This window comes from Brevibacterium limosum, from assembly GCF_011617705.1.
Lineage (GTDB): Bacteria > Actinomycetota > Actinomycetes > Actinomycetales > Brevibacteriaceae > Brevibacterium > Brevibacterium limosum.
Map to the genome: position 1 here is coordinate 4,116,631 of NZ_CP050154.1, position 24,858 is coordinate 4,141,488.

Sequence of the window (24,858 nt, forward strand, 5' to 3'; positions counted from 1 at the left end):
GCAATACATTGTCAGCAGAGTTTTCCAGGAGTCTTCTCATGAGCGCATCCGCCGACGCGACGTCACCGACGACGTCCCTGGCGAATCACGCCTATGAGATCCTGCGGCACCGGCTCATCGTGCTCGACATCGCTCCGGGCGATCCGATCAACGAGGCTGCCCTGAGCGCCGAACTCGAGGTCGGCCGCACGCCGATCCGCGAGGCACTCAAACGCCTCGAGCGCGATCACCTCGTCGTGTCCTATCCGCGGCGCGGAACCTTCGCCACCAATGTCGACCTCACCGATCTGTCGACGATCTCGGAGATGAGGGAAGCTCTCGAGCCGATCGCCGCCCGTCGCGCGGCCCGCAGCCTCACATCCGAGCGGCGCATGGATTTCTCGGCCGCGATCGCCGGCCTCAAGGCACTCGAGTCGACCGACGATCAGCGCACGCTCATGGAGCGCGACCTCGAGGTCCACCGACTCATCTACGGGTCTGCGGACAATCCGCACCTGTCGGAGACGCTCATCCGCCTCGACGATCTGGCCACCCGCATCTGGTGCCTCGTCATCCCGGGGATCCCGGATCTCGTCACCCACATCCGCGAGCACATCGATCTGCTCGAGGCGATCCTCGACGGCGACGAACAGACCGTGGCCGCCCGCGCCGCCGAGCACGTCCGCGAGTTCGACAAGACCGTCCGCTCCACCTTGCGCTGAGGCGCCCCTCCACCTGGCACCGAGGGCCCACTCCGCCCCGTACCGACCTCGGCATCCGTTGACGTGATCACAAACACACGCTAACGTGCTTGAATGTGATATATCAGTTGTCGACCTGACTCTGTCGACCACCTCATTCCCTCAACGACGAAGGACTTCCATGACTGACACCTCCACCGCCGCTCATCTGGCTTCAACCGAGAAGACCAGCATCCTGCGGATCATCACATACGCCGGAGCGATCATCGCGTTCCTCATCGGCTCGGGCTTCGCGACCGGCCAAGAGATCCTCCAGTACTACGCGTCCTACGGTTTCTGGGGCGTCTTCGGCACCGGTCTTCTGGTGCTCGTGCTCATCTCCTATGTCGCCGTCGAGCTCTTCCTCACGGGCAGGCGGGAGCAGTTCGAGAAACCCTCACGCGTCTTCTACTACTACGGCGGAAAGTACCTCGGGACGTTCTTCGACTACTTCTCGATCCTCTTCGTCTTCCTCTCCTTCACCGTGATGATCGCCGGTGCCGGCGCGGTCTTCGAGGAGCATTACGGACTGTCGAAGTTCATCGGCGGGATCGCCTTGGCCGCTGTCGTCTGTGCCACCGTGTGGTTCGGGCTGACGAGCCTCGTCGACGTCATCGGCAAGATCGGCCCGGTCATCGTCGTCGTCGCGATCGCCCTCGGCGTCTACGGCATCACGCGCGACCCCGCAGGCGTCTCCACCGGAGTCGATATCCTGCCGAGCCTCGACGTCACTCAGGCGTCCTCGAACTGGTTCCTCTCAGGGCTGTCCTATGTCGGATTCTGCATGCTCTGGCTCGCAGCGTTCCTCGCCGCCCTCGGCAAGACCGTGAAGAACCGGCGCGAGGCCACGGCTGGCGGCTTCGTCGGAGGCATTGCCTTCTCCCTGGCCTGCATGGTCGTCGGCCTCGGGCTGCTGGCCAACATCGGCGAGGTCTTCGACGTCGAGATCCCGATGCTCGTCCTCGCCAGCAGCCTCGGACCGTGGATCGGGGCGCTCATCTCCGTGATGATCCTCGCCGGAATCTACACGACGGCGATTCCGCTGCTGTGGACGGTGTCATCGCGCTTCTTCGACGACAAGACGAAGAAGTTCAAGTACGTGACGATCGCACTCGCCGTTCTCGGCACGATCATCGGCCTCGTCCTGCCGTTCTCGCAGATGGTCAACATCGTCTACGTCATCAACGGCTACGTCGGCATCGTCCTCCTGGTGCTGATGATCATCCGCACGATCCGCCACGCGGCAGAGCGGAAAAGCTGACCCCGCACCGAGGCGGCCGATCACTCTCGACACATCGACCACCCGTACCGATCCCCAGAACGTCGCCTCGGATGATCCAGTGATCACCCGAGGCGACGCCACCGCTCAACGACCGCCAAGCCGCTGCGAAATCCGCCTGGCCGCCTGAACGCAGTGTTCGCCGAGCTCGACGACCCGTTCAGCGTCGGTGCGGAACTTCGGGGCGGCAATGAGGACAGCGGCGACCACTTCACCGCGATGATCGCGCACGGGGGCGGCAATGCCGACCTCGTTCGGCGAAGTCTCCGCATCATTGAGGGCGTAGGCGACACCATCGGTTCGTCCTTCACCGTCTTCGGCCTCGAGGAAGACCTTCACCGAGGCGCTGCCTTCCGTCCGATATCGTGACCCCAGGATCGACGTGTGCTTGACTGGCTGCGGGCTCGGGATCTGCTCGACGGTGATCGCCTCCGCCCCGTTCCAGACCATCAGCGCGCTCGTCTCCGCAGTGGCACGCGTCAGCGCCTGCAGAGTCGGATAGGCGGCACGCCGAACATCGAGGTCGGCCAGCAGCGGTCCTGCGATCGCGATGATGCCGAGGCCGAGCCGGTACCGCTTGGACGGCACCTGTTCGACGATCCCTTCCTGCTCGAGCGAGGCAAGGATGCGCGACACCGTGCTCTTGTGCAGCCCCACGCGTGGGGCGATCTCGGTGACTCCGAGCTCCTGCCGGTCCGGCGCGAAGCAGCGCAGGATCGACACGGTGTTCTCGATGACCGAGGCACCACGACTCATGGAATCAGAATTCGAGCTCGTTCGAGGCATAATCTCACCCTATTCCCATTTGCCGACGTCGACCTTCTGACACAGCGATGGGGAGAGCTGAGGTCTTGTCCTCAGCTCTCCCCGCTCACCGAACCGCCAGCTCACCGACCACCGTCGGGCAGTGGGAACCGGCGTTCTGACAGACTCAGGCGGGAATGATGTTGTGTTCGGGTCCGAACGGGAACTTCGTGATGTCCTCGGAGCCGTCCTCGCCGACGACGAGGATGTCGTGCTCCCGATACCCGCCAGCGCCCGGCTGACCTTCCAACACCGTGATCATCGGCTCCATCGAGACCACCATTCCCGGCTCGATGACGGTGTCGATATCCTCGCGCAGCTCCAGACCTGCCTCGCGGCCGTAGTAGTGGCTGAGAACCCCGAAGGAGTGTCCGTATCCGAAGGTGCGATTGGCCAGAAGTCCGTGCTCGATGTAGATCTCGTTGAGCTCGGCGGCGATGTCCTTGCATACAGCACCTGGCTTGATGAGCTCGATGCCGCGCTTGTGCACTTCGACGTTGACGTTCCACAGCTCCAACGACCGCTCATCCGGCTCGCCGTAGAACAGCGTCCTCTCCAGCGCAGTGTAATAGCCGGTCGGCATGGCGAAGCAGTTGAGGCTGAGGATATCGCCCTTGCGGATCCGTCGTGTCGTCGCCCAGTTGTGCGCGCCATCGGTGTTGATACCTGATTGGAACCACACCCAGGTGTCACGGATCTCCTGATCGGGGAACGTCTTTGCAATCTCATGAGTCATTGCCTCAGTGCCGATGAGCGCGAGTTCGTATTCGCTGATGCCTTCGGTGATGGCAGCCTTGATAGCCTCGCCGCCGAGGTCGCCGATGCGAGCGCTGTGCTTGATGACCTCGATCTCCTCGGGTGACTTGATCATCCGCTGGCGCATCGACTCCTGCGAGATGTCGACGAGCTCCGCTCCCGGGAAGGCGTCCTGGAGCCTGTTGCGATTCTCCAGGGGCAGGTTGTCGTCTTCGACACCGAGGCGGCGCGGGTTGCCGATGCCACGCTGACGCAGGCCCTCCTGGATCGCGTAGTAGTAGTTGTCACGGCGCCAATCGGTGTAGACGATGTTCTCCCCGTAGCTGGTCCGCCACGGCATTCCTGCATCGATGTTCGCCGTGATGGTCACGGTGTCATCTGCGGTGACGACCATCGCATAGGAGCGACCGAAGTAGGTGAAGAGGAAGTCCGAATAGTATTTGATGTTGTGATACGACGTCAGGACCACGGCATCGAGGCCCTTATCGGCCATGATGGCGCGCAGCCCGGTCAGCCTCCGCTCCATCTCCGCATCGGAGAAGGTCAGGGGCGTCTTGGATCCGTTGTGGAGGACCTTGAGACGCTCAAGTTCGGCGACGTTGGTGGGTGAGGTCGGCGCATTTACAGTCATGTTTCTCCTTTGAATCAATCGTCCGAACCAACCCTTCGATAAGAAGGCCCGCACGGACAGCATCACGACACTTTCACATGTTGCATTCAGTACAACTATGTTGCACCCAAGTTATGTGACAGGCCTGCCCCTCGTCAAGACACATTCGAAAAGTCAGTTTCGGGTACGCGTTCCCGTCGCCTGCCTGTATACACGCAACGCGACAAACAGACTGCCGACTCTTCCGGTTCCGCGCGGGTCACCGCCGATCAGTGAGAAGGTCTTCTGAAGCCTGTTGTGCATCGACTGCCGCTCTAGGAACAGGGCCCGTGCCGATGCTGTCGTGTTGCAACCGCTTATCAGCCAAGTTTCGAGCGTGTCCATCAGCGATGTGCCGCGTCTGGCATCGTGCTCAATCAGTTCCTGAAGCAGCTCATCCATCAGCTCCTGCTTGGTCTCGATGCCCAGATGCTCGGAGAGCATCCTGTCGACCAGGTAGTCATCAGAATCGACCACAACTGCTCGATTCGCGGTAACAGGTGCCACTTTCAGCGCCGCCTCCGCCTGCGTGAGCGAGCGGTAACCCGCTGCCGCACCCGAGACGAGCGGACCGACGCACACGGTCCCGTCTCCGGCAACGAGGCTGAGCTCAAGCTCAGTGATCAACTCGCGTCTCTTCGCACGTCGACCGGAATCGGAGAGAACCACAAGACCAATCAGTTCACCCGGCGTGGCGTAGAACACTGACCGGGGCACCAGGCCAGCGAGCGTGTGCTCGAATTTCCCCCTCAACCTATTCGGCTCTGTCGACCGCGCAGCGATCAGCACCAGCGGCGCTGTCGGCTCAATGCCCGCCGACGCGCACAGATCTGCCAGTGGGGCCCCACGCTCGTTGTTCGCCACCGCTCGGATCAGTTGGACTCCAGCAATATCACTGAGCGAAGGTGGACGTTGCTGCAGGAGTGCAAGTCCGAGCACATCTGCAACTCGCTCTCCGACCGTGCGTACGTATGCTTCTTCTCCGGGATCGGCTATCTCGATCTGAAGCGCAGCGGCAACAATCCCGCGAAGGGGAATCTCTACCTCGATTGGGTCCGATACGGCTTCGCCAGCGGAAGAGGGATCTGCGATGTCAACGAGATCGCGCGAAAAGGTGCCGGGAACTAGCAACGATACGGACGCAGAGAGCTCGGCTGCGATGACTCCGAGAATGTCTCGGAGCTCGGCACCGGCTGCGAGATCGACAGCAATCGTGTGCGAAAGCTCCTCCGCCTTCTGCAACATGGCCACGGAGTCGCTCACAAAAGCGCTGTTGATCGATTCGGCAATGACGACGAACGGCACAACTGCTCGCAGTTCAATGAGAATTACGTTTTCCGTTTCGGCAGTCTCGATGATGCTTGCAGGGATTCCGTCGAGGTCGCTGCAAGTCTCGATCGCCAAGGCCGCCACGTTACGTGCTGCGAGTTCCCTGACATATTGCTTCTGCTTCTCGTCGGGAGCGGACGCCAGTGCCTCTCCTCCGGTCAGAAGGAGTTCACCGCCGCGCAACAGCAGGCCGATGTCGAGGACCTCGCTCGAGTGCACCCACCGTATGTCGCGCGTGTTCACTAGTTCGGCGCCAGCTCGAACGACTGGATCTGCGGCCTTCATCGTCGGGTGGGCGAGCACCTCTGCGATATTCATGTGACTACTCCGTCCGAAATTCCGCGACTGTCGAGTTCTCGACTCGCGGATTATTGCGATGCTTCGAACAGTCTATGTCGAAGAAATTCTTTCACTTTACATTCTGTCAATACGAATCCTCAGTCACATGACGGATCGAACATTGTCGCAACAAAAACGGAACTCTAGGATGGGAAGAATCCAATGGCAGTTCGGTCGTCGCCACAGCTCGACATTGATCAGATTCGGGCTAGAGCTTTCGGCAGTTCCAGCGGATTCACTGGCAACCCAGTCGCAAAGAGCGAAAGCATCCCGTATCCAATTCGGACGCGGAAAGCAGAGTTACCACAGCCGATCACGATGATTTCTCCGATGAAAGCGCAATGACGCAGCTCAAGGAAGGACACTCGGCATGACCACTGGCCACAAACCCACCGCAGGAAACGATGGAGATTCCGAAATGCATTCAGGCGATCACAACGAAGTCGCTGCTCAAACCGAGGAGCAAGAGGCCGACGCGATTCCCGCTGACAATACAGACCAGGAGAAGGAGCCGAGATTCGTCTCCATTCCGCGATTTCGTGGATCAAAGATGGCTGCCCTCGACCGCAACATCATCATGGTGCTGCCGCCGATCCTCATTGTCACAGTCGTCATAGCCGTCACTGTCAATCCACAAGGATCGGCCGAAGTCATCAATGCGCTCCGGACTTTCGTCACCTCCAAATTCACCTGGCTGTTCGTCGCCTACTCGATCATCGCAGTCATCCTCTGCGCCTGGGTCGCTTTCAGCAGAGTCGGCTCAGTTCGGCTCGGCGGTCCCAAAGCTCGTCCTGAACATGGAAAGTTTGCATGGTATTCGATGCTGTTTGCCTGCGGCCAGGGAATCGGACTGATCTTCTGGTCCGTCGCTGAGCCGATTCTTCTCCGCGAGGGCAGTCCGGTGATTCCTCCCGGTGATTTCCTCGCCGAGGGCGGGATCGTATGGACCTACTTCCACTGGGGACTCACTGCCTGGGCCATGTACTGTCTCGTTGCACTCTGCCTCGCCTATTCCCACCACAACCTCGGTAAAACCCTGACCTTTCGTGAAGCTGTCGTTGACATCTTGCCCTTCAAGACCCGCCGAACTGCGGGAGTCATTGTGGAGCTGCTCGCAATCATCGCGACGGTTCTTGGTCTTGCGACCTCATTCGGATTCGCCGCACTCCAGTTCACGTCAGGTCTCTCATCGTTCACTGGTCTACCCAGCGGACCGACCTTATGGCTCGTTGTCATCGCCGTCCTCGGCGGGTTGACAATGGTCTCGGCCTTTCTCGGAGTGAATAAAGGAATGAAACGAGTCAGCGAGGCCAACTCAATCCTCAGCATCATTCTGATGGTCGGCGTTCTGGTGTTCGGGCCCACGATCTTCATCCTCTCATCCATGACTCAGTCTTTCGGTTCCTTCATCGGAAACTTTGTGCCGATGAGTTTCTGGACCGAAGCGCAGATCTCCGCGGCACCGCTGGGCAGCTGGGAAGATGCGTGGAACGGTTCGTGGACCGTCTTCATCTGGTGCTGGGTTATCGCGTTCTCCCCGTTCGTCGCTGGATTCATCGCGCGGATTTCTCGCGGTCGTTCGATTCGCGAGTTCGTCCTCGGAGTCACAATCGTGCCTTCGCTCATTGTCATGGTCTGGGTCGCCATCCTCGGCGGTGCCGCCATCTACTACGACGACCAAGCGGGTGGCTCAATCTCGTCCGACGTCGCCAGGGATACGTCAACCGGACTTTTCTCTATGCTCGAAATGGTTCCTGTGATCGGCGGAATTCTCCTCGTGGTCGCCACGATCCTGGTGGCCACCTACTACGTCACAAGTCTCGACTCAGGGACCTATGCGCTTGCCGAATTTGTCACAGCACCGATGAAGTCCGGCCCCTGGTTCCGAGTGGTCCTCGTGCTCAGCATCGGCACCGTAGCCGTTGTCCTTCTCACCGTCGGAGGGACATCGGTCGTCGATACGGTGCAGACGGGAACGATCATCGGCGCCTTCCCATTCACGTTCGTGCTGCTACTGATGTTCGCCAATCTCGTTCGCAGATTACGCAGCCGTAACGCGCAGATCAGACGAGAAGAAAAGATCATCAATGAAAACCACTATCTCCCAGAAGATGACTATGTCGACAAACACGGAGTTCCTATCGAGATCAGCGATCCAAGGAAATCTGAGCGACAGAGCACAGACCTCGGAGACTCTGATGATCTCCGGAACTGACTTAATCACAAGGAAATGGAGACTTCACGTTGACCGTATTTATGGAAGAACTCGACGCATTCGCATATTCCGAGCAGTTAGCGGCCGGAGCGCCTGTGCTCATTCCAGCAGGCTCTATCGAACAGCACGGGCCACATATGCCACTGCATGTCGACTCCCTGCTCTCACGCACCATAGCCGGTGAAACGGCCAGGCGCATCGGGGCTGTCGTGTCGGCTCCGATCTCCTACGGCTACAAGTCACAACAGCGATCTGGGGGTGGCAATCACCTTCCTGGGACAACCAGCCTCACTGGCGACCTGGTCACTGCAATCGCCAAGACACTCGTCCTTGAATTCGTAAGGCAAGGAGTCAAGCAGATAGGTTTCATCAACGGCCATTTCGAAAATTACCAGTTCCTCTACGAGGGCGCAGACCTGGCGCTGAAAGAACTCGCGAACGCCGGGCATGACAATATTCGAATCATGTTGCTCTCATATTGGGACTTTGTCGATGACGAGACGATCTCCAAACTGTATCCCCACGGCTTCACGGGTTGGGATCTCGAGCATGGTGGGGTTCTCGAAACCTCACTGATGCTTCATCTGTTTCCCGAACAGGTTGACATGACCAAGGTAGAGGACTCTCCCCCAGCGGAATTGCCGAACTACGATGTGCTCCCGGTCCGTCCAGAGCTCACACCTGCGTCCGGGTGCTTATCGTCGGCCGTTGAGGCGACTGCCGACAAGGGGCGGATATTACTCGAAACAGCGAGTGCGGGGATGGCAGCGGCGATCAAGAGCCAGTTCGAACACACACCTTCCAGCCCGTAGTTACCTTCACTGATGTCTCTCACAGGGGAAATACTCAACACATGGCGGGCCCCGAACGATCGAATAATCGTGCGGGGCCCGCTGTGACTTCCGGTCGCGCCGGCTACACCGCCTACCTGCTCGAGACGCGTCCGAAGAGGTTCGCGATCGGAGCCAACAGCAGCGGCCTGGCCGCGAACCAACCGGCCACGACCACGACCATCGCAACGAGGAACCAGATGAGCCCGGCCCAACCGAGCATGTTCGTCCCGGCGAACATGTAACCGAGGTTCTGCCGCAGTCCGGTCGTGAACACGAGGAATACGTGGACGAGGATGAAGAACACGAAGAACAGCATCGTCGGGAAGTGGATCGCCCGAGCCAGCGGTGCCGGGTAGATCTTGTTCAGCGTCGCAGCGTCCTTCGGCCACCATTCGCTCATCCGCACACCCGTGATCGCAGCCACCGGGGCGGCGATGAACACGATGATGAAGTACATGAGCTGCTGGAGCGCGTTGTAGTTGACCCACGCATCCTCCACCGGCCATTCCATCGTCGCGTACTGCAGCGCCGCCGACAGCGCGTTCGGGAAGACTTCCCAACTGGTCGGCACGATGCGTGCCCAGTGTCCGGAGACGAAGAGAAGCACGACGAAGACGACACCATTGGCCAGCCACAGCAGGTCGAGACCCGTGTGCAGCCAGAGGTTGATGCTGACCTTCTTCCCGCCCTTCTTCGGGGTGTAGAACGCCGGCGGCTTCTGCTGGTGTCGCACCTGCAGACCCGAACGGATGATGAGCACCATGAAGAAGATGTTGAGGAAGTGCGTCCACCGCACCCAGCCCGGGAAGCCGGGATCGACGAACTCCGGGATGTGATATTCGCCCGGGTAGCGTTCGAGGAACTCCGGCACACCCGGCAGGGTCGTGACACCACGCGCGGCGAGGATGAGGATCCCGGCCACGACGATGAGTCCGCCGAGACCCAGCCCGACGAGCTTGGACCACTGTCCCAGCGACTTCGAACCGATCATGACCGGTTCCTTCTTCGCTGCAGGCTTCGCCGAGGTGGTGCTGCCCGAACCGGACGACGCGGCCTTCGCGGCCGGTGCCGTCTTCGCGGCCGGCTTGTCCGCGGTGCGTGCCGCAGCCTTGTCGTCGGCCTTCGCGGCGGGCTTGGCCATCGGTTTGCGCTGGGCGGGCTTGTCCGTGGTCTTCGCCGCAGGCTTCGCCATCGGCTTGCGCTGAGCGGGCTTCTTCTCGGCTTCGTCAGATTTCTTCTCTGACGCCGAGGCGGCTCCCGCAGCGGCCGCACCTGCACCGGCGGCGGCTCCCGCGCCAGCGGCTGCCGCACCGACGCCGCCGATTCCGGTGCGTCGACCCTGGGGCTTCTTCTCACCGGATTCGTCAGCGGCAGCCGGCTTCGATTCCTGTTTCGCGGCTTCGCCGGACTGTGCGTGTTCGGCTGGCTTGCCTGCCTCGGCAGATGCGGCATCGGTCGACGTGGCGTCGGCGGCCTTCTCTTCAGCCGGAGCCGAAGCGGCGGCCGAGCCCGCGGCAGGTTTGGCAGCGTGTGCGGGTGCGAAGCCTTCCGGCGGCCAGGGGTCTCCCCCGACGGTGCGGGGAAGTCCTCGGCGCAGCGGTACATCGGATAGTTCTCCGGAGCCCTCACCGCTCGCGGCTGCTCCAGCCACGCCGGCACCTGCGGCACCGGCACCCGCTGCCGCAGCAGCAGGAGCAGCAGACGACGATTCAGAAACAGTGTCCGCTGAGGTCTCAGCGGCAACAGTTTCGGCAGAGTCAGGCTGAGCAGCCGGTTCTTCTGCAGCCTCGCCCGTAGGCGCAGCCGCTGCCGGAGCAGCAGCGCCAGCGGCGGATCCACCTGCGGCCTTGACGCCGGCGGGCGCGAAGCCTTCCGGTGGCCAAGGATCTCCACCGGCAACACGCGGCAGACCGCGCCGCAGTGGAACCTCGGCGGCAGGAGCTGATTCGGCGGCAGTAGCATCAGTGGCGGCAGGTTCTGCCGCAGACGACTCATCGTCCGAACCGGAAGCGACGACGGCAGCGCCAGCGGCCACTCCGGTACCAGCCGTCGCGGCAGCTGCAGCCGGGGCAGCCGAGGCCTGTTCGTCCGATTCAGCGGACGCCGCATCCTCGGTCGAATCCTCGACAGCGACATCCACTTCGACTGCAGGCTCTTCCGGAGCCGACGATTCTGCAGACGCGACAGGAGCAGCTGAGGCACCGGCGGCCTTCACTCCGGCCGGAGCAAGACCTTCCGGCGGCCAGGGCTCTCCACCCTCGACGCGCGGCAGGCCGCGACGCAAGGGCACTTCGGCCGAAGTAACTGCCTCTGCTGGTTCCTCGACGGAATCTCCAACGGTCTCCTCGACCGAATCCTCAACGGGCTCTTCGGCTTCAGCGGAAGCCACGGTCTCCGTCGATTCCTCGGCGTCGGTCACATCGGACTCGGCCGCCTCGGCGGGGGAACCTTCATCCAGTTCCTCCGTCTCGGCAGTCTCCGGCAGCCACGATGCGCCCTCCTCCAAGGGTTCGCCGATGGTGCCCTCCGGGGGCCAGGGATCTCCGCCTTCGACCCGGGGCAGACCCGAGCGCAGCGAACTGGAATAGGTTGCCATATCAGGACTTGTTCTCGTTCAGTGATTCGATGGCCTGGGGAACGACCTTGAACAGGTCGCCGACGACGCCGAAGTCGGCGATGTCGAAGATCGGGGCTTCAGCGTCCTTGTTGACCGCAACGATGGTCTTCGAGGTCTGCATTCCGGCCTTGTGCTGGATCGCGCCGGAGATGCCCAGCGCCACGTAGAGCTGCGGGGACACGGACACACCGGTCTGGCCGACCTGGTGCGACTGCGCGATATAGCCGGCGTCGACGGCCGCACGGGAGGCACCGAGTGCGGCACCGAGAGTGTCGGCGAATTGGCCGACGAGTTCGAAGGACTCTTCCGAACCGACGCCGCGACCACCGGAGACGACCTTCTGCGCACCGCGCAGCTCGGGCCGCGACGAGGTCTCGACAACGGCTTCGAACGAATCGATCGAGGCCGCACGCTTACCGGAATCGGCGACCTCGAGGGCCTGCGTGTTCGCGGACTGCGCTTCGGCGCGGGCTTCGATCGAGCCCAGCCGCACGGTGACGATCGGGGCACCGAAGGTCGGGGCCGACGACGCGGTGTAGCCGCCGCCGTAGACGGAATGGTTGACCACGATGCCCTCGGAGTCGCGCTCGAGTCCGACGGCGTCGACGGACACAGCCGATCCGCTGCGCACGGCAAAGCGACCGGCGATGTCACGACCGTCGAGAGTGTTGGGCACGAGGACGGCGTCGGGAGCGGTGAGCTCGGCGGCTGCGGCCACGGCATCGACGGCCGCGGTGCCGAGGTTGCCCTCGGCGGCTGCGGCGGTCAGGGTCGCCACGGCGCCGAGTTCGGCGGCCTTCTCGGCAGCGGCGTCGGCGGCTCCGGCGGCGAGCACGAGGGCCACGGGCGAGCCGATCTCAGCCGCGCCGCCGAGCAGTTCGGCGGCCGGCTTCTCCAACTGGCCCTCGGCATCGGCGGTGAGGACGACGAGAATGGAATCCTGCGGGAATTCTGACATGACGATTCTCCTTAGGCCAGACGGTTCTTGGTGAGGTATTCGGCGAGTTCGACTCCGCCATTGCCTTCGTCGACGACCTTCTCACCGGCTTCGCGCGGCGGCTTCTCGGCGACGGTGACCATGATGGAACGGGCCACGGACTGGTCCTCGGCGTCGATGCCGAGATCGGACAGGCTGATGACTTCGAAGGGCTTCTTCTTCGCGGCCATGATGCCCTTGAAGTTCGGGAAGCGGGCCTCGGGAAGCGCCTCGGTGATGGAGATGACGGCGGGCAGTTCGGCCGAGACCTGCTGCTGGCCGCCCTCGACGCCGCGGGTGCCCGAGACCTTGCCATCGGTCAGCTCCACGGTCGACAGGCCGGTCACGTGCGGATAGTCGAGGTGCTCGGCGAGCATCGCCGGCATCATGCCGCCGTTGCCGTCGGTGGAGACGTTTCCGGTGACGACGAGGTCGAATTCACCGCGGCGCAGAGCGGCGGCGAGCACCTCGGCGGTCAGTCCCAGATCGGCCCCGGTCAGCGACTCATCGGCCACGTGCACAGCGTCGTCGGCGCCCATCGCCAGACCCTTGCGGATCGTGGCGGTCGCGGTATCCGGTGCCATCGAGATGACGGTCACCTCGGTGTCGCCGTCACTGTCTTTCTGGGTCAGCGCAACCTCGAGGGCACGCTCACCGATCTCATCGAGGACGGCTTCCGAGGCGCCGCGATCGGCGAGCCCGGTTTCCAAGTTCAGTTTGCGGTCGCCGTAGGTATCCGGCACCTCTTTGACCAACACCGCGATCTTCAAGGATGACTCCTTAGGTTCGTGAAGCAGTTCCAGCTGCAATGAGACTTTCATCTCATAATCTACAGGTGGCTGATTTCCGTCCGTTGACCGGGTCCAGTCGGAACCGATCCTATATCCATGATCCATGGTACGTGGCGGGAACCACAGACGTGCTCGTTACTGTACGAACGATCGACAGAATTTGTCCAATGCCGGAAGCGGGTTCCGCGCAGCGGCTGCGACGAGTCCTGCGCCGAGGCGGGGCCCTAGAATGGGGTCAGACCGTGAGCATGCGGTCAGACCGACCTTTCCCGACCGGTGCCGCTTCGGTTCGGGCGGGCAGGACGCGAACATCAACGGTGAAGGAGCGCCCCGTGGCTTTCGACCTCGACGACATCGACCGCAGCATCATCGCCGCCCTCGTCGAGGATTCGCGCCTGAGCGTGCGCCAGCTGGCCGAACGCGTCCACATCTCCCGCTCCGCCGCGCATAAGCGCTTCACCACCCTGATCGAGTCGGGTGCGATCAGGAAATTCACCGCCGAGGTGGACCGCGAAGCCCTCGGCATGACCGTGACCGCGGTCGTCGTCGTCAAGATCGGCGAGCGCCCGTGGCCGCAGGTCCGCGATGACCTGGCCGCTCTGCCCTTCGTCGAGAAGGTGCAGGCCGTCAGCGGGGACATCGACGCCCTGGTCACTGTCAACGCTCCGGACAACACTGCACTTTCGCAGGTCATCCTGCGCAGAATCCACGAAGTCCCCGGCGTCGTGTCCTCCCGATCGCTGCTCATCCTCGATGAAGCCGAGGGGCACAGGCCGGGCGCCGGCTGACTCCCGTGACTCAGTCCTTCTGGTATTCGGTGATGGCCTTCTCGGCCAGGTCGAGACCGTAATCCGCGTCGGCATAGCCGGCGATCGTGGCCTTGCCGATCGGATAGACATGTCCGGCCTTGACGGCTGGGAGGTCTTTGAACACGGCGGAGTCCATGAGCGCCTTCGTCAGTGAATCGTAGTCGCCGCGCAAATCCGAGTTGACGAAGATGACGTCGGCGTCGGACAGGCTCCGGTCGAGGACCTCAAGCGAGATCTGAGCCTCGGACTCGACGGTCCCGGACTTATTGCCTCCCTGTTCGGCTTTGCCGTACTTCTTCACCATGGCGTCCTCGTCGGCCGACCAGTCGAAGCCGAGCGGGGACAGTATCGTGCCGAGCATGTTCTCGCTGCCCCACAGGTAGGCCGAGTTCTCCTCGAAGGAGGACACGACTCCGATCGTCGTACCCTCGGTGACCTCGGAGTACTTCTCGCCGAGCTTCTTCTGCCGAGCCTGGAACTCGCTGTCGAGCTCGTCGAGCTCATCGGTCCTGTTCACGGCGTCAGCGACCTCTTCGACCCGCTGCTGCCAATTCGCGCGGTCGCCTCCGCGCAGGGTGAACTGGTAGACCGGTGCAATCTCCTCGAGCTGCTCGATCATGTCCGGTTCGAAGATGTTCGGGGACAGGATGAGGTCGGGTTCGGTCTCGGCGAGCTTCTCGAGGTCCGGCTCCTGCTGACTGACCGCAGGGATCTTATCGAGCTCGTCGATCCACTCCTCGGGCACGGCCGGATCCTGGTACTCGCCTTGGGCGACGGGAGGCGCGTCAAGGTCCATGAGGGTTTCGGTGGCGGCATAGTGCAGCGTTGCGACGGCCTTCGGGTCGGCGGGCACCTCGACCTTCGCGCCGGTCGCGTCGGTGACGGTGCGCGTCTCGGAAGCATTGCCCGGGCTCGCTTCCTCACCGCCGCCTGCGCATCCGGCGAGGAGCGCGAGGCCGGCGGTTCCGGCGATGAGAGCAGAGGTCAGGCGTGTCAATGACATAGGTTGTCCTTATTCTTATCTGGTCTATTCAGTTCTGGATGGGTGTCCGGATGGGGTGCCCGGGTGAGGCGGCCGGGCGGTGGCGGGGCCGGTTCAGGAGCGTGTGGCGATCACGGCCGATCGGAAGCGGCCGAATCCCCATCCGATGTCTTTCACCTCGACGTGTGCGGCACCGAGCGCGTGCATGTCCGTGACGATCCCGTCGCTGGTCAGCGACGGGCTCCCGGTGGTGGCCAGGGTCGTGATGAGCTCCTCGGCCTGATGGTCATCGGCCTCGGCCTCGTCGGTGAAGGGTTCGACGATGATCAGGGTCCTGCTCGCTGCGAGCATCCGGTCCAGCAGCGCTGTCACCTCTGCTCGGAAACGCCCTGTCAGTCCGGCGATCACGAGGGTGCAGTCGACGTCCGGCCAGGATCGTCGGCCGGACAGGCTCTCTGCGCCAGGGGTGTGGATCGTCCGCCCGGAGTGCGGGGCCTTCCGCGTCAGGGCGGCGGCCGCCTCGGCGTCGACATCACCGACGACGGCGAGGCTCCCGGCTGTGGCCACGGGCTCGAGATCGAGGATGAGATCGAGGACGTATTGAAGGTGGTCGAGGCTGCGGCGCCGATGGGCGGCGTCGAGCCCGGGATCGGCGGCACGCTGGTCATGCCAGGTGGGAGCCTCGATCGCCGAGGCACGGGAAGTGCGGGAGGCGAATCCGCCTCTGAGCACGTCGACGAGATCGACGAGGGAGAACAGGTCGAGCAGCGCCGGATCGCTCAGGTCGAGTCCGTCGGAGGCGCCTTCGCCGGTGAGGACCGCTCCGGTCGGGGTGTTGCGGTAGGCCTCGCCCTCTCGCGCGAGGAGTCCGAGGGAGCACATGGCCGTCAGCACCGGCCGCACGCGGTCGGCGTCGATGCCGAGTTCGGCGGCGATCGCCTCGGCGGTGGCGACTCCACCGGCTATGAGGTCGTTGATGCCAAGGGTGACGGCTGTCCGGGTGATGATCGCGGGGAGCAGTTCGGTCATTTCGTGGACCTGGTGGAGGACCTCGAGAGTGCTGTCCGGTTCGGCGCGGCCCTCACTCCCGGTCGCGGCGGACCCGGCCGAATCCGGGGACCCCGCTGCGCCGGAGCCGGCCGACGTGGACACGGCGGCTGATCCCTCGAGCGTGGACCCGGCCTCCGAATCGACTGCCGCCCCGGCCTCGGCGGGGCGAGTCGGCATCTTCCGCCAGTAGCCGACGACCTCGACGTCCTCTTTGGGAAGGCCGATCTCCCGGCGCAGGTAGCGGCGGATGGGCGCGATGGTCAGCGTCTCACCCGCCCACCAGGCGAAAGTGCGACCTTCGGGCAGGCCGAGGTTCTTCACGGCGTCGAACATCAGAGTCGACTCGCCCGGCACTGCGGATTCGCGGACGAGCCAGTCGATCTCGACGTTCGCCTCCGTGGGGATGTATTGGATGTCGTCGGAGGTGGGGACTTCGACGATGATGTGCCCGCGCGTGCCCGCAGGTGCCTCTTCGAGCCAGCGTCCGACGGCGGGCAGCGCCGTCTCGTCGGCGACGAGGAGGTGGAAGTCGATGTCCTCGGCCAGACCGGCGCAGGTCTTCGGCCCGGCGAAGCTGATGCGATCACCGACCGTGACGCCGAAGGCCCAGTCCGAGGCGAGCCCGGAATCGTGTCGGACGACATCGAAGGTGAAGGAATTGCTGTCAGGGTCGACGCTGCGGACGGTGTAGTCACGGGCGCGATTGAGCGCTTCGCGGTTCCACTTGAAGCGGAACTCCTCCTGCTCGCCGATGTCGAGGGATGAGCCGTCGGACGGGGGAATGACGAGTTTCACGTGATCGTCGAAACCCTCGGAGCGGAATGCAGGCCGCGCCATCCCGTCGACCTCACCCTCCGCCAATTGATCGCCCGCCACTGTCAGGCGTCGCATATTGGGGGGTGATGTCGACGATGCCGGTGACTTCCACCTCACGCAGGATGATCGGCAGCACCTGCAGAGGCCTGGAAGTACGCGGCATGTATTCAGCTCCGAGGGTTCTTGACGTATGAAACAGCGAGAAACGGAGAAGCCGGACCCACAACTTCAAGCAGGTGTGTCAACTGCCTTAGGCAAGACCGATGTTCCCTATATCTCATAGGTGAGCCTAACCTGGGATCGCGAGAGGTGCAACCACTGATTTTCAGCACCCTCGCATCGCCGTCTCAGTTCGATCCGACGCCTCTGCTCCGGCCTCGTTCTATTCCCTCGGTCCGGAGAGCAGCATGAGGGCGGCACCGGCGACGATGCGCCGGTACACCGGCTCGACGGACAGCGTGGCTCCGTCTGCTGTGAGGAGCCCGAGCTCGGTGAGCTCCTGCAGCTCGTCTGCCAGCAGCTTCGAGAGTCGCTCGCTGCGCACCTCGCCGAGGTCGAGTTCGGGGCGTTCGGGTGCCGAGTCTGGAGTGAGGATCTCGATGAGGCGCTGGGCGATCATGATTGCCGGGGCAGCGTAGTCGTCGCCGGGGACGAGGTTGACCACGTCGAGGAGCCGTTCGTGAATGAACGCGCCGATGACCGGCAGTGCGGTATCCGCGCTCACCTCGCCCTTCTTCCACTCGTCGGCGGCGCTTCCCGGGCGGATCTTGGTGCCGGTGATCTCGGTGATCTCAGCACTCTGCATCACGGCCCACATCGCTTCGAGGACGGGCACCTCATCGGCGCTGCGCGCATAGTTCACACCGTCTTCGTACCGGGCGTTCGAAGCTACCCCGACGGCGTCGATGCCGAACTTGCCGGCCGCCTCGGCGATATCGGCTCGCTTCACGCGTCCCGTTCCGGTCAGCGGTCGGGAGTCGCCGATCCAAGCGAGGATTCCGGTGATGCCGGCGACGAGGCGGTTCTGCGGCATGGGCTGCGCGAGCTGCTCCTCGCTCAGTGCATTGGCCTCGATGGCGGCCATCAGGGCCGAGGGCAGCGGGTCGGTGCGCATGCTCGCAGCCTCGGCTCGGACGCGAGCGGCGTTCCAGCGTTCGGGGGTCTCGTCGGTGTCCGCGCGGAAGCGGAGATAGTTGTCGAGCGCCTCGAGGCTGTCGAGGAAGATCACCGTCGAAGGCGATTCGCCGTCGGCCTTCTCGGCGTCCTCCTGTCCGTCGACTGCGAAGCTCTCAAGGACGTCGAGGAGGTCGTCGATTCCCTCCGGTTCGTCGATATCTGCGCGGGAGGATACGGCGATGCAGAACAGGAGGTGGGCGATGTCGAAGACCTCTGAGTCTTCATCGACATCGTCGTAGGTCTCGGCCAGCCAGTCGCGGAAGCGCTGGTAGAGCGGCATCTCGTAGACGGTCTTTTCGACCTCGTCCATTCGCTCATCGATGCCCTGCGGGTCAGCGCCAGCACCAGCTGCATTATCGGCAGCGTTCGATCCGCCGAGCCACTCCGGCAGTTCCTGTTCCGCAGCGGGGCCGTCCTGAACTTCCCGGTCGTCCTGGATCACTCGGTCGGTGGGGCTGTAGGTGCCGGCGACCGGTTCCGGATAGCCGTCGAGTGGCATGAGCTCATCGAAGACCTCCTCCGCTGAGACCTTGTCCCGCCTGGTCAGACGCACGACCGCAGCGGCCACGGCGAGCATGGAGCCCTCGAGGACGGGAAGTCCGCTGTTGCTGGTGATGAGGCGGTCGAGGCTGTCGACGACGCGCCCCTTATGCGCCAGGGCCAGGATGTCGCGGGCCACGGCACGGGACTTCTTCGCCGACCACTTCGGTGCCATCACACCGCCGAGCTTCGGTCCATACGTCTCGTCGGTGAACCATTCGTCGACCAGGCCCATCGCCGCCCCGGTCACCTGTGCGACGCTCGGATTGAAGTCCTCGGGATCCGAGGGCAGGGAAGCCACAACAGCCTCGGCGCGCTTGATATCGCCCTCGGCGAAGGCAAGGGCGAAGGACCGCAGCTTCCCCAGCGCCAGCCCGCGATGGGCACCGACCGGAGTGAACAGGCGACGTTTGTACTCCCCCTGTGCCTTCTCCATGGCTACATGGAATTCGGCTTCGGTGAAGTCCGCATTCGGATCGTCGATGTCGACGCCTTCGGCTTTGAGGTACGGTGCCAGCTCCCGCATCATCCGATCGCCCATACCGGGGTCGTGGCTGATACTGCCGTCCGCTGCCATACCGTGGAATTCGGGACTGTCGAAGAAAGAAGACACGCGTTGCTCCTGCCGAGGATGAACTGAAGCAATAACGGTAACAAGCCCGACCTCATCCGCCACACAACCGACCCGGCATTGCCTCGCGGCTTTACCGAGATCACACTCCGGGTGTCGCCCCGATCTCGCCCACCGCTTCGGCCTCGGTCAGTGCTCAAGCTCTGGTCAGCGCTCAGCCCTCTGACGAGGCGAGAGTCTTCCGCACCGCCCTGACGGTCAATTCGAGAGACTGAGCGCGCGCGGTCGGATCGTCGACGCCGACGCTCACGCTGTAGAGGTGTCCGGAGCCGATGGTGAGGTAGACGAACGCTGCCGCCCAGCCGATCGGCACTCCTTCATCGATGGACCCGTCCGCCTGTCCTCTCGCGATGACGGCTTCGAGCGGATCGTCCTCGTCAACAGCTGCACCCGCAAGGGACCCAGCGCCTGCCGGAGAGTCAGCATCCGTCCGGGACTCGGCGGCCGCCTCGGCGAAGGTTTCATCGGTGATGATCGGGCTGTCGGCGAAGAGCAGGGTAAGTACATCGGGCAGAGTGAACAGCTCCGCACAGATCCGCTCGAGCGCAGCCAATCCGGCCCCTTCGCCGGGACGGGCCTTCATGACCGCCTCGCCGAATCGCCGGGCACCGAGCCGGCCCGCCGCGGCGACGAGCGCCTCGCGATCACCGAAATGCCGATAGAGGGTCGTACGGCCGACACCGATTGACTGCGAGAGCTCGATCATCGACGCCTGCGGGTTCGCGGCAAGGCAGGTCAGCGCCTCGCTGACCAGGGCCTCTCGGCCCAATCGACGCATGCCCTGCACCGGCACAACCCCTCCCTGACTCGGTGAACGTGACTCTGCGAATGCTCCGGGAACAGTCGCGCAGTTGATACAGACCAGTCTACTTATGGAACACTGTTGTTCCACTTTGGTATCATGGAGTACCGACAGCGCCTTCGAGGATCGAGCAAGTGATGGATAAGCCCCAGCAGAAGAACGACTCCACCGCCCAGCAGCCCCAAGCCGCGACGTTCGCGCTCGGTCGCGCCGATGTCGTCGTCATCGGTCTCGCCTGCATCGGCATCGGCGTGGCGCTCGGATTCTTCCTGCCCGCACTCGGATCGATTGCCGCGACATTCCCCATCCCCTTCGGCGACGTCATCGAGAAGCTCAGCCGCTTCGACCAGGCGTGGGTCGTCATCGCCCGACCGATCATCGGCGGAGCACTCGGACTCATCGCCGCCTTCGTCATCTCCGCCTCGACCACTCCCCTGGTCATCGATGAGCACGGAATCATCATCGGAAGAGACGACGACCACCCGCTGCGCATCTCCCGCGCCTCGTTCTCGACCGCATATTTCGCCGACGGCAAGCTCGTCGTCGTCACCGAAGGCGGGCATCAGGCCTTCAAGGGAGATATCGAGGGCAAGAAAGCCGCGATCGCCGAGGCCTTCACCTCCCGTGGATATCGCTGGGGCGAGATCTGAGGATCCCGACGGCGAAGGTGAGGACGACGCACATCGCCTCCCCGGCCCTCCAGCCAAACGTCCACTCGACCTGCCGGTACCGGCCCCTTCGTCCCGAGTTGACGCGACGAATGGCCGCCCGTCCTCACCTGCCGCGACACCGTGGAATCGTGACTCGCCTCACGCCACCATGGGGCCATGACCATTGACGTTCCCACCACAGGCCGCTCACTGCCCCAGCTGCAGCCGATCAGCTTCATCGGCGCAGATGGCCGGCTCACCGACACTCCGACCGAAGGGCTGCGGATCCCCAGCGATGCCACCCTCACCGGTCTCTACCGGCAGATGGTCCTCGTCCGCCGGTTCGAAGCACAGGTCACGCACCTGACCCGCCAGGGCCGGCTCGCGACCTATCCCTCCGCGGCAGGTCAGGAAGCCGCCGAGGTGGGGGCCACCACCGCGCTGGCCCCGAACGACTGGCTGTTCCCCACCTACCGCGACTCGGCAGCGCTGCTGACCCGCGGAGTGCCCGTCGCCGAGATCCTCGCCGCCTTCCGCGGGGACTGGCACTGCGGTTTCGACCCGCACGAATACCACACTTCACCTGCGGCGACACCGCTGGCAACGCAGACCCTGCACGCCACGGGATTCGCGATGGCCGCGAAGCTCAAGGGCGAGGATGCTGCGACTCTGACCTTCCTCGGCGATGGCGCCAGCAGCGAAGGCGACACCCACGAAGCCTTCAACTTCGCCTCCGTGTGGCAGACCCCGACGGTCTTCGTCCTGCAGAACAACCAGTATGCGATCTCCACTCCCCTGCGCGAGCAGACGAACGCGACGATGCTCGCCGACCGCGCCGCCGGCTACGGAATGCCGGGCCTGCGCGTCGACGGCAATGACGTCGCCGCCGTATTCGCCGCTGTCTCCGCCGCCCTCGAGCGCGGTCGCAACGGAGATGGTCCGACCCTCATCGAGTGCCTCACCTACCGGATGGAGTCGCACACGAACTCCGACGATCCGACGAAGTACCGCGACACCGAGGAGGTCGAGCACTGGAAGCAGTTCGATCCCATCGATCGACTCGAGAAGTACCTGCGACAGACAGGGGCTCTTGACGATGCGAGAGTCGCAGAGGTCGCCGAGGCGGCCGAGGCCTTGGCCGCGTCCGTCCGCGATGCGATGAACGCCGAGGCCGAGATCGACCCGCGCGAACTCTTCGCCCACGTCTACGCGAGCCCGCGCACGGCCCTGACCGAGCAGCGGCAGGTCCTCGAAGCCGAACTCGCAGCGGCAGGTCACGCATGAGCGTCGAGACGGGAACCGACCCAACCACCGATCCGACCGCGGTGAACGCCGAAACAGCCACAGCCACCTCGGCGAGCAATGACGGGGCCACACCGTCATCGGTGACGATGACGAAGGCCCTCAACCAGGCGCTGCGGGATTCTCTGGCCGACGACGACACCGTGCTCGTCTTCGGTGAGGATGTCGGCCGCCTCGGCGGGGTCTTCCGTGTCACAGAAGGTCTGCGGGCCGAATTCGGGTCGAATCGGGTGTGGGATTCCCCGCTGGCGGAGTCGGGCATCATCGGCACCGCGATCGGCATGGCGATGAACGGGATGCGTCCCGTCGTCGAGATGCAGTTCGACGCCTACGCCTACCCTGCGTTCGAGCAGATCGTCTCCCATGTGGCGAAGATGCGGAATCGGACGAAGGGCCGGGTGAGCCTGCCGATCACGATTCGGATCCCCTATGCCGGCGACATCGGCGGGGTCGAGCATCATTCGGATTCCTCGGAAGTCTATTGGACGTCGACGCCGGGTCTCACCGTCGTCACGCCGTCGAATCCGGCGGATGCGTATTCGCTGCTGCGCGAGTCGATCGCCTCCGACGATCCGGTCGTGTTCATGGAGCCGAAGTCGCGGTACTGGATGAAGGAGACGCTGTCCCTGCCGGTCACGACGGCACCGATGAATCGGGCGCAGGTCATCCGCGAAGGCACCGACGTCACTTTGCTCGCCTATGGTCCGACCGTGCGCACGGCGCTCGAAACTGCTGAGGCCGGAGCCGAACACGGACTGTCCATCGAGGTCATCGACCTGCGCACGCTCTCACCATTCGATGATGAGACGGTATCCGCCTCGGTGCGCAAGACCTCGCGTGCGGCAATCATCCACGAGGCCGCGCAGTTCGGCGGATACGGCGCCGAGGTGGCCGCCCGCCTCACTGAACGCAACTTCACCTTTCTGTCGGCCCCGATCCTGCGAGTCACCGGGTTCGATGTGCCCTATCCGTCGCCGAAGCTCGAGGAGTTCTACTTGCCGACCGTCGAACGTGTGCTCGATGCGCTCGAGTCCTGGGATTGGGAGCTGTGATGAGTCCTGATGTGAATACGGGCACGCGCGAGTTCATCCTCCCCGACCTGGGTGAAGGTCTCACCGAGGCGGAGCTGATCTCCTGGAGGGTCGAGATCGGCGATGAGGTCCACGTCGATCAGATGGTCGTCGAGGTCGAGTCCGCGAAGTCCGTCGTCGAGCTCCCCTGCCCGTACGCCGGGCGGATCGTCAGCCTCCACGCGAACGCCGGAGACACTGTCAGCGCAGGTCAGGCCCTGCTCTCCGTCGCCGAGGCGGGGGCCGAGGCAGGCGGGGACGCTGGGTCGGTGGATGGCGACGGTGTCGCGAGCGCGGTGGCGAGCACGACCGCAGTCGACGCAAACGGCGGAGACGGCGGAGACGGCGGTGGCCAGACTGGCGCCAGCGAATCGAGCGGCGCGAACCTCATCGGCTACGGCACCTCCGAACCGAAGACCCGGTCGACGAAGACACGGTCGTTCGGAGGCAAGCGCGCAGCCACACCGGATGCGACATCTACCGCCGCACCGACTGCGGCTCCCGCTGTTCCGACAGTCATCCCGGATGCCCCCTCGCAGCCGCCGACAGAGGCGTCGGCACCCGCTGATGGCTCGTCACCGTCCTCCACGGTCTACTCGTCGGTGTCCGCCACCGACGAATCATCGAGGGATGCGGATAATAACGCCTCCCCCGTGTCCTCGCCGCTCGTGCGCAAGCTCGCGAAGGATCACGGCATCAGCGCTAAGCACCTGCCCGGCACGGGCCCCGGTGGGGTCGTGACCAGGGCCGATGTACTTGCCGCGGTCGAATCCGGGGCGGGAACGAACCACGACGGTGCCACCGCGCACGTCCCCGCGGGGACGTCACCGGCGAACCAACCGCACCTGGGCACGGAACGGGGAGCCGCCTCGGCGAGCGTTTCTGCATCCGGAACAGCCGCCGCGGCGAAGTTGCCCGCCTCCGCCGGCGACGCCGCAGCAGTGAGCCCCGACCCTGCCGACCGCGATACCCGCACCCCGATCACGGGGCTGCGGAAGGTCGTGTCCGAACGCCTCACGAAGTCTCGGCAGGAGATCCCCGAGGCGACCATCTGGCTCGATGTCGACGCTACCGAGCTGCTCAACACGAAGCGCGCGCTCGAGGCGCGGACCGGTGAGAAGTATTCGCTGCTGTCCCTCGTCGCCCGCTTCGTCGTGGCCGGGTTGAAGAAGTACCCGATCATCAACTCGTCGATCGACACGGCTGCCGGCGAGATCGTCACCCACGGCGACATCAACCTCGGCCTGGCCGCGCAGACACCTCGCGGGCTCATGGTCCCCGTCGTCCCCGGGGCCGGCGAGATGAGCCTGCGGCAGCTGCGCGACACCGTGTCCGAGACCGTCGGGAAGGCGGCTGCGGGCAAGTTCGATCCGTCCGAACTGTCCGGCGGCACGTTCACCCTGAACAACTACGGGGTGTTCGGCGTCGACGGTTCGGCCCCGATCATCAACCTCCCCGAGGTGGCCATGCTCGGCCTCGGCCGGATCAAGGACCGCCCATGGGTCGTCGATGGCGAGCTGACCGTGCGCAAGGTGATGTATCTGTCCTTCGTCTTCGACCATCGCGCCTGTGACGGTCAGGAGCCGAGTCAGTTCCTCACCTTCGTCGCCGACTGCATCGAAAACCCGATCTCACTCCTGCCGGAACTCTGAGCGTCGCCGGGACGAGCCGCCTCGGCGTCGTTCAAGCGTCAGCGCACTTGTCGTGAGGTACACCTTTCGAC

19 protein-coding genes are annotated in these 24,858 nt (G+C 63.9%); 9 read left to right on the forward strand and 10 right to left on the reverse strand.

All coding sequences use genetic code 11. The features are described from left to right. Positions 1-38: 38 nt before the first annotated feature. Both GUY37_RS18380 and GUY37_RS18385 read left to right on the forward strand, forming a co-directional pair. Positions 39-701 carry a GntR family transcriptional regulator gene (locus GUY37_RS18380; RefSeq protein ID WP_166828769.1) on the forward strand — a complete coding sequence of 221 codons (663 nt, stop codon included), beginning with the start codon at positions 39-41 and terminating at the stop codon, positions 699-701. A gap of 160 nt (positions 702-861) precedes the next feature. After that, complete coding sequence (locus GUY37_RS18385; RefSeq protein ID WP_166828772.1) at positions 862-1,980, forward strand: YkvI family membrane protein; 1,119 nt, start codon at positions 862-864, stop codon at positions 1,978-1,980. Positions 1,981-2,085: 105 nt separating this feature from the next. On the opposite strand, the gene GUY37_RS18390 is transcribed toward GUY37_RS18385, so the two are convergent. From GUY37_RS18390 to GUY37_RS18400, 3 genes are all read right to left on the reverse strand, one after another. Next, positions 2,086-2,754 (reverse strand): IclR family transcriptional regulator, encoded by a 669-nt coding sequence (locus GUY37_RS18390; protein WP_228278250.1) that lies wholly within the window; start codon positions 2,752-2,754, stop codon positions 2,086-2,088. A 175-nt stretch (positions 2,755-2,929) separates the two neighbouring features. Continuing rightward, the gene (locus GUY37_RS18395) at positions 2,930-4,189 is read right to left on the reverse strand and encodes an aminopeptidase P family protein (RefSeq protein ID WP_166828777.1); all 1,260 of its coding nucleotides are present in this window, start codon (positions 4,187-4,189) and stop codon (positions 2,930-2,932) included. A gap of 153 nt (positions 4,190-4,342) precedes the next feature. Next, a complete protein-coding gene (locus GUY37_RS18400; RefSeq protein ID WP_166828780.1) occupies positions 4,343-5,854 on the reverse strand; it encodes a helix-turn-helix domain-containing protein in 1,512 nt (503 codons plus the stop codon). A 391-nt stretch (positions 5,855-6,245) separates the two neighbouring features. Here GUY37_RS18400 and GUY37_RS18405 point away from each other — a divergent pair, with 391 nt between their 5' ends. Next, positions 6,246-8,090: a BCCT family transporter gene (locus GUY37_RS18405; protein WP_323127516.1), complete on the forward strand. Its 1,845-nt coding sequence runs from the start codon at positions 6,246-6,248 to the stop codon at positions 8,088-8,090. A 41-nt stretch (positions 8,091-8,131) separates the two neighbouring features. After that, the gene (locus GUY37_RS18410; protein ID WP_166828783.1) at positions 8,132-8,902 is read left to right on the forward strand and encodes a creatininase; all 771 of its coding nucleotides are present in this window, start codon (positions 8,132-8,134) and stop codon (positions 8,900-8,902) included. Positions 8,903-9,014: 112 nt separating this feature from the next. Here GUY37_RS18410 and GUY37_RS18415 read toward each other — a convergent pair whose 3' ends face one another. Genes GUY37_RS18415 through GUY37_RS18425 form a run of 3 tightly spaced genes read right to left on the reverse strand, consistent with a single transcriptional unit; the run spans position 9,015 to position 13,286 of the window. Continuing rightward, entirely contained in the window at positions 9,015-11,519 is a 2,505-nt protein-coding gene (locus GUY37_RS18415) for a cytochrome b/b6 domain-containing protein (RefSeq protein ID WP_166828786.1), read from the reverse strand. Between the two features lies 1 nt (position 11,520). After that, a complete protein-coding gene (locus GUY37_RS18420) occupies positions 11,521-12,498 on the reverse strand; it encodes an electron transfer flavoprotein subunit alpha/FixB family protein (protein ID WP_166828789.1) in 978 nt (325 codons plus the stop codon). Between the two features lie 11 nt (positions 12,499-12,509). Beyond that, positions 12,510-13,286 carry an electron transfer flavoprotein subunit beta/FixA family protein gene (locus GUY37_RS18425; protein ID WP_152346098.1) on the reverse strand — a complete coding sequence of 259 codons (777 nt, stop codon included), beginning with the start codon at positions 13,284-13,286 and terminating at the stop codon, positions 12,510-12,512. A gap of 353 nt (positions 13,287-13,639) precedes the next feature. On the opposite strand from GUY37_RS18425, the gene GUY37_RS18430 reads away from it, so the two are divergent. After that, positions 13,640-14,095, forward strand: coding sequence for an Lrp/AsnC family transcriptional regulator (locus GUY37_RS18430; RefSeq protein WP_009883814.1), 456 nt, complete (start codon positions 13,640-13,642; stop codon positions 14,093-14,095). A gap of 10 nt (positions 14,096-14,105) precedes the next feature. Here GUY37_RS18430 and GUY37_RS18435 read toward each other — a convergent pair whose 3' ends face one another. The 4 genes from GUY37_RS18435 to GUY37_RS18450 form a co-directional block, all read right to left on the reverse strand. Next, positions 14,106-15,119 carry an ABC transporter substrate-binding protein gene (locus tag GUY37_RS18435; protein WP_166828791.1) on the reverse strand — a complete coding sequence of 338 codons (1,014 nt, stop codon included), beginning with the start codon at positions 15,117-15,119 and terminating at the stop codon, positions 14,106-14,108. A gap of 93 nt (positions 15,120-15,212) precedes the next feature. Next, positions 15,213-17,039: a siderophore-interacting protein gene (locus tag GUY37_RS18440; protein ID WP_208094721.1), complete on the reverse strand. Its 1,827-nt coding sequence runs from the start codon at positions 17,037-17,039 to the stop codon at positions 15,213-15,215. A 307-nt stretch (positions 17,040-17,346) separates the two neighbouring features. Then, positions 17,347-19,293, reverse strand: coding sequence for a hypothetical protein (locus GUY37_RS18445; RefSeq protein WP_166828794.1), 1,947 nt, complete (start codon positions 19,291-19,293; stop codon positions 17,347-17,349). A 172-nt stretch (positions 19,294-19,465) separates the two neighbouring features. Further along, positions 19,466-20,104, reverse strand: a complete 639-nt coding sequence (locus tag GUY37_RS18450) for a TetR/AcrR family transcriptional regulator (protein ID WP_228278251.1) — start codon at positions 20,102-20,104, stop codon at positions 19,466-19,468. 146 nt (positions 20,105-20,250) lie between these two features. On the opposite strand from GUY37_RS18450, the gene GUY37_RS18455 reads away from it, so the two are divergent. The 4 genes from GUY37_RS18455 (at position 20,251) to GUY37_RS18470 (ending at position 24,787) form a co-directional block, all read left to right on the forward strand. Beyond that, positions 20,251-20,763: a YqeB family protein gene (locus GUY37_RS18455; protein ID WP_166829999.1), complete on the forward strand. Its 513-nt coding sequence runs from the start codon at positions 20,251-20,253 to the stop codon at positions 20,761-20,763. 177 nt (positions 20,764-20,940) lie between these two features. Then, complete coding sequence (pdhA, locus tag GUY37_RS18460) at positions 20,941-22,047, forward strand: pyruvate dehydrogenase (acetyl-transferring) E1 component subunit alpha (protein ID WP_166828797.1); 1,107 nt, start codon at positions 20,941-20,943, stop codon at positions 22,045-22,047. Beyond that, positions 22,044-23,117, forward strand: coding sequence for an alpha-ketoacid dehydrogenase subunit beta (locus GUY37_RS18465; protein ID WP_208094722.1), 1,074 nt, complete (start codon positions 22,044-22,046; stop codon positions 23,115-23,117). The genes pdhA and GUY37_RS18465 overlap by 4 nt, the downstream gene beginning before the upstream one ends. After that, positions 23,117-24,787: a dihydrolipoamide acetyltransferase family protein gene (locus GUY37_RS18470; protein ID WP_166828800.1), complete on the forward strand. Its 1,671-nt coding sequence runs from the start codon at positions 23,117-23,119 to the stop codon at positions 24,785-24,787. The genes GUY37_RS18465 and GUY37_RS18470 overlap by 1 nt, the downstream gene beginning before the upstream one ends. The last annotated feature ends 71 nt before the right edge of the window (positions 24,788-24,858 follow it).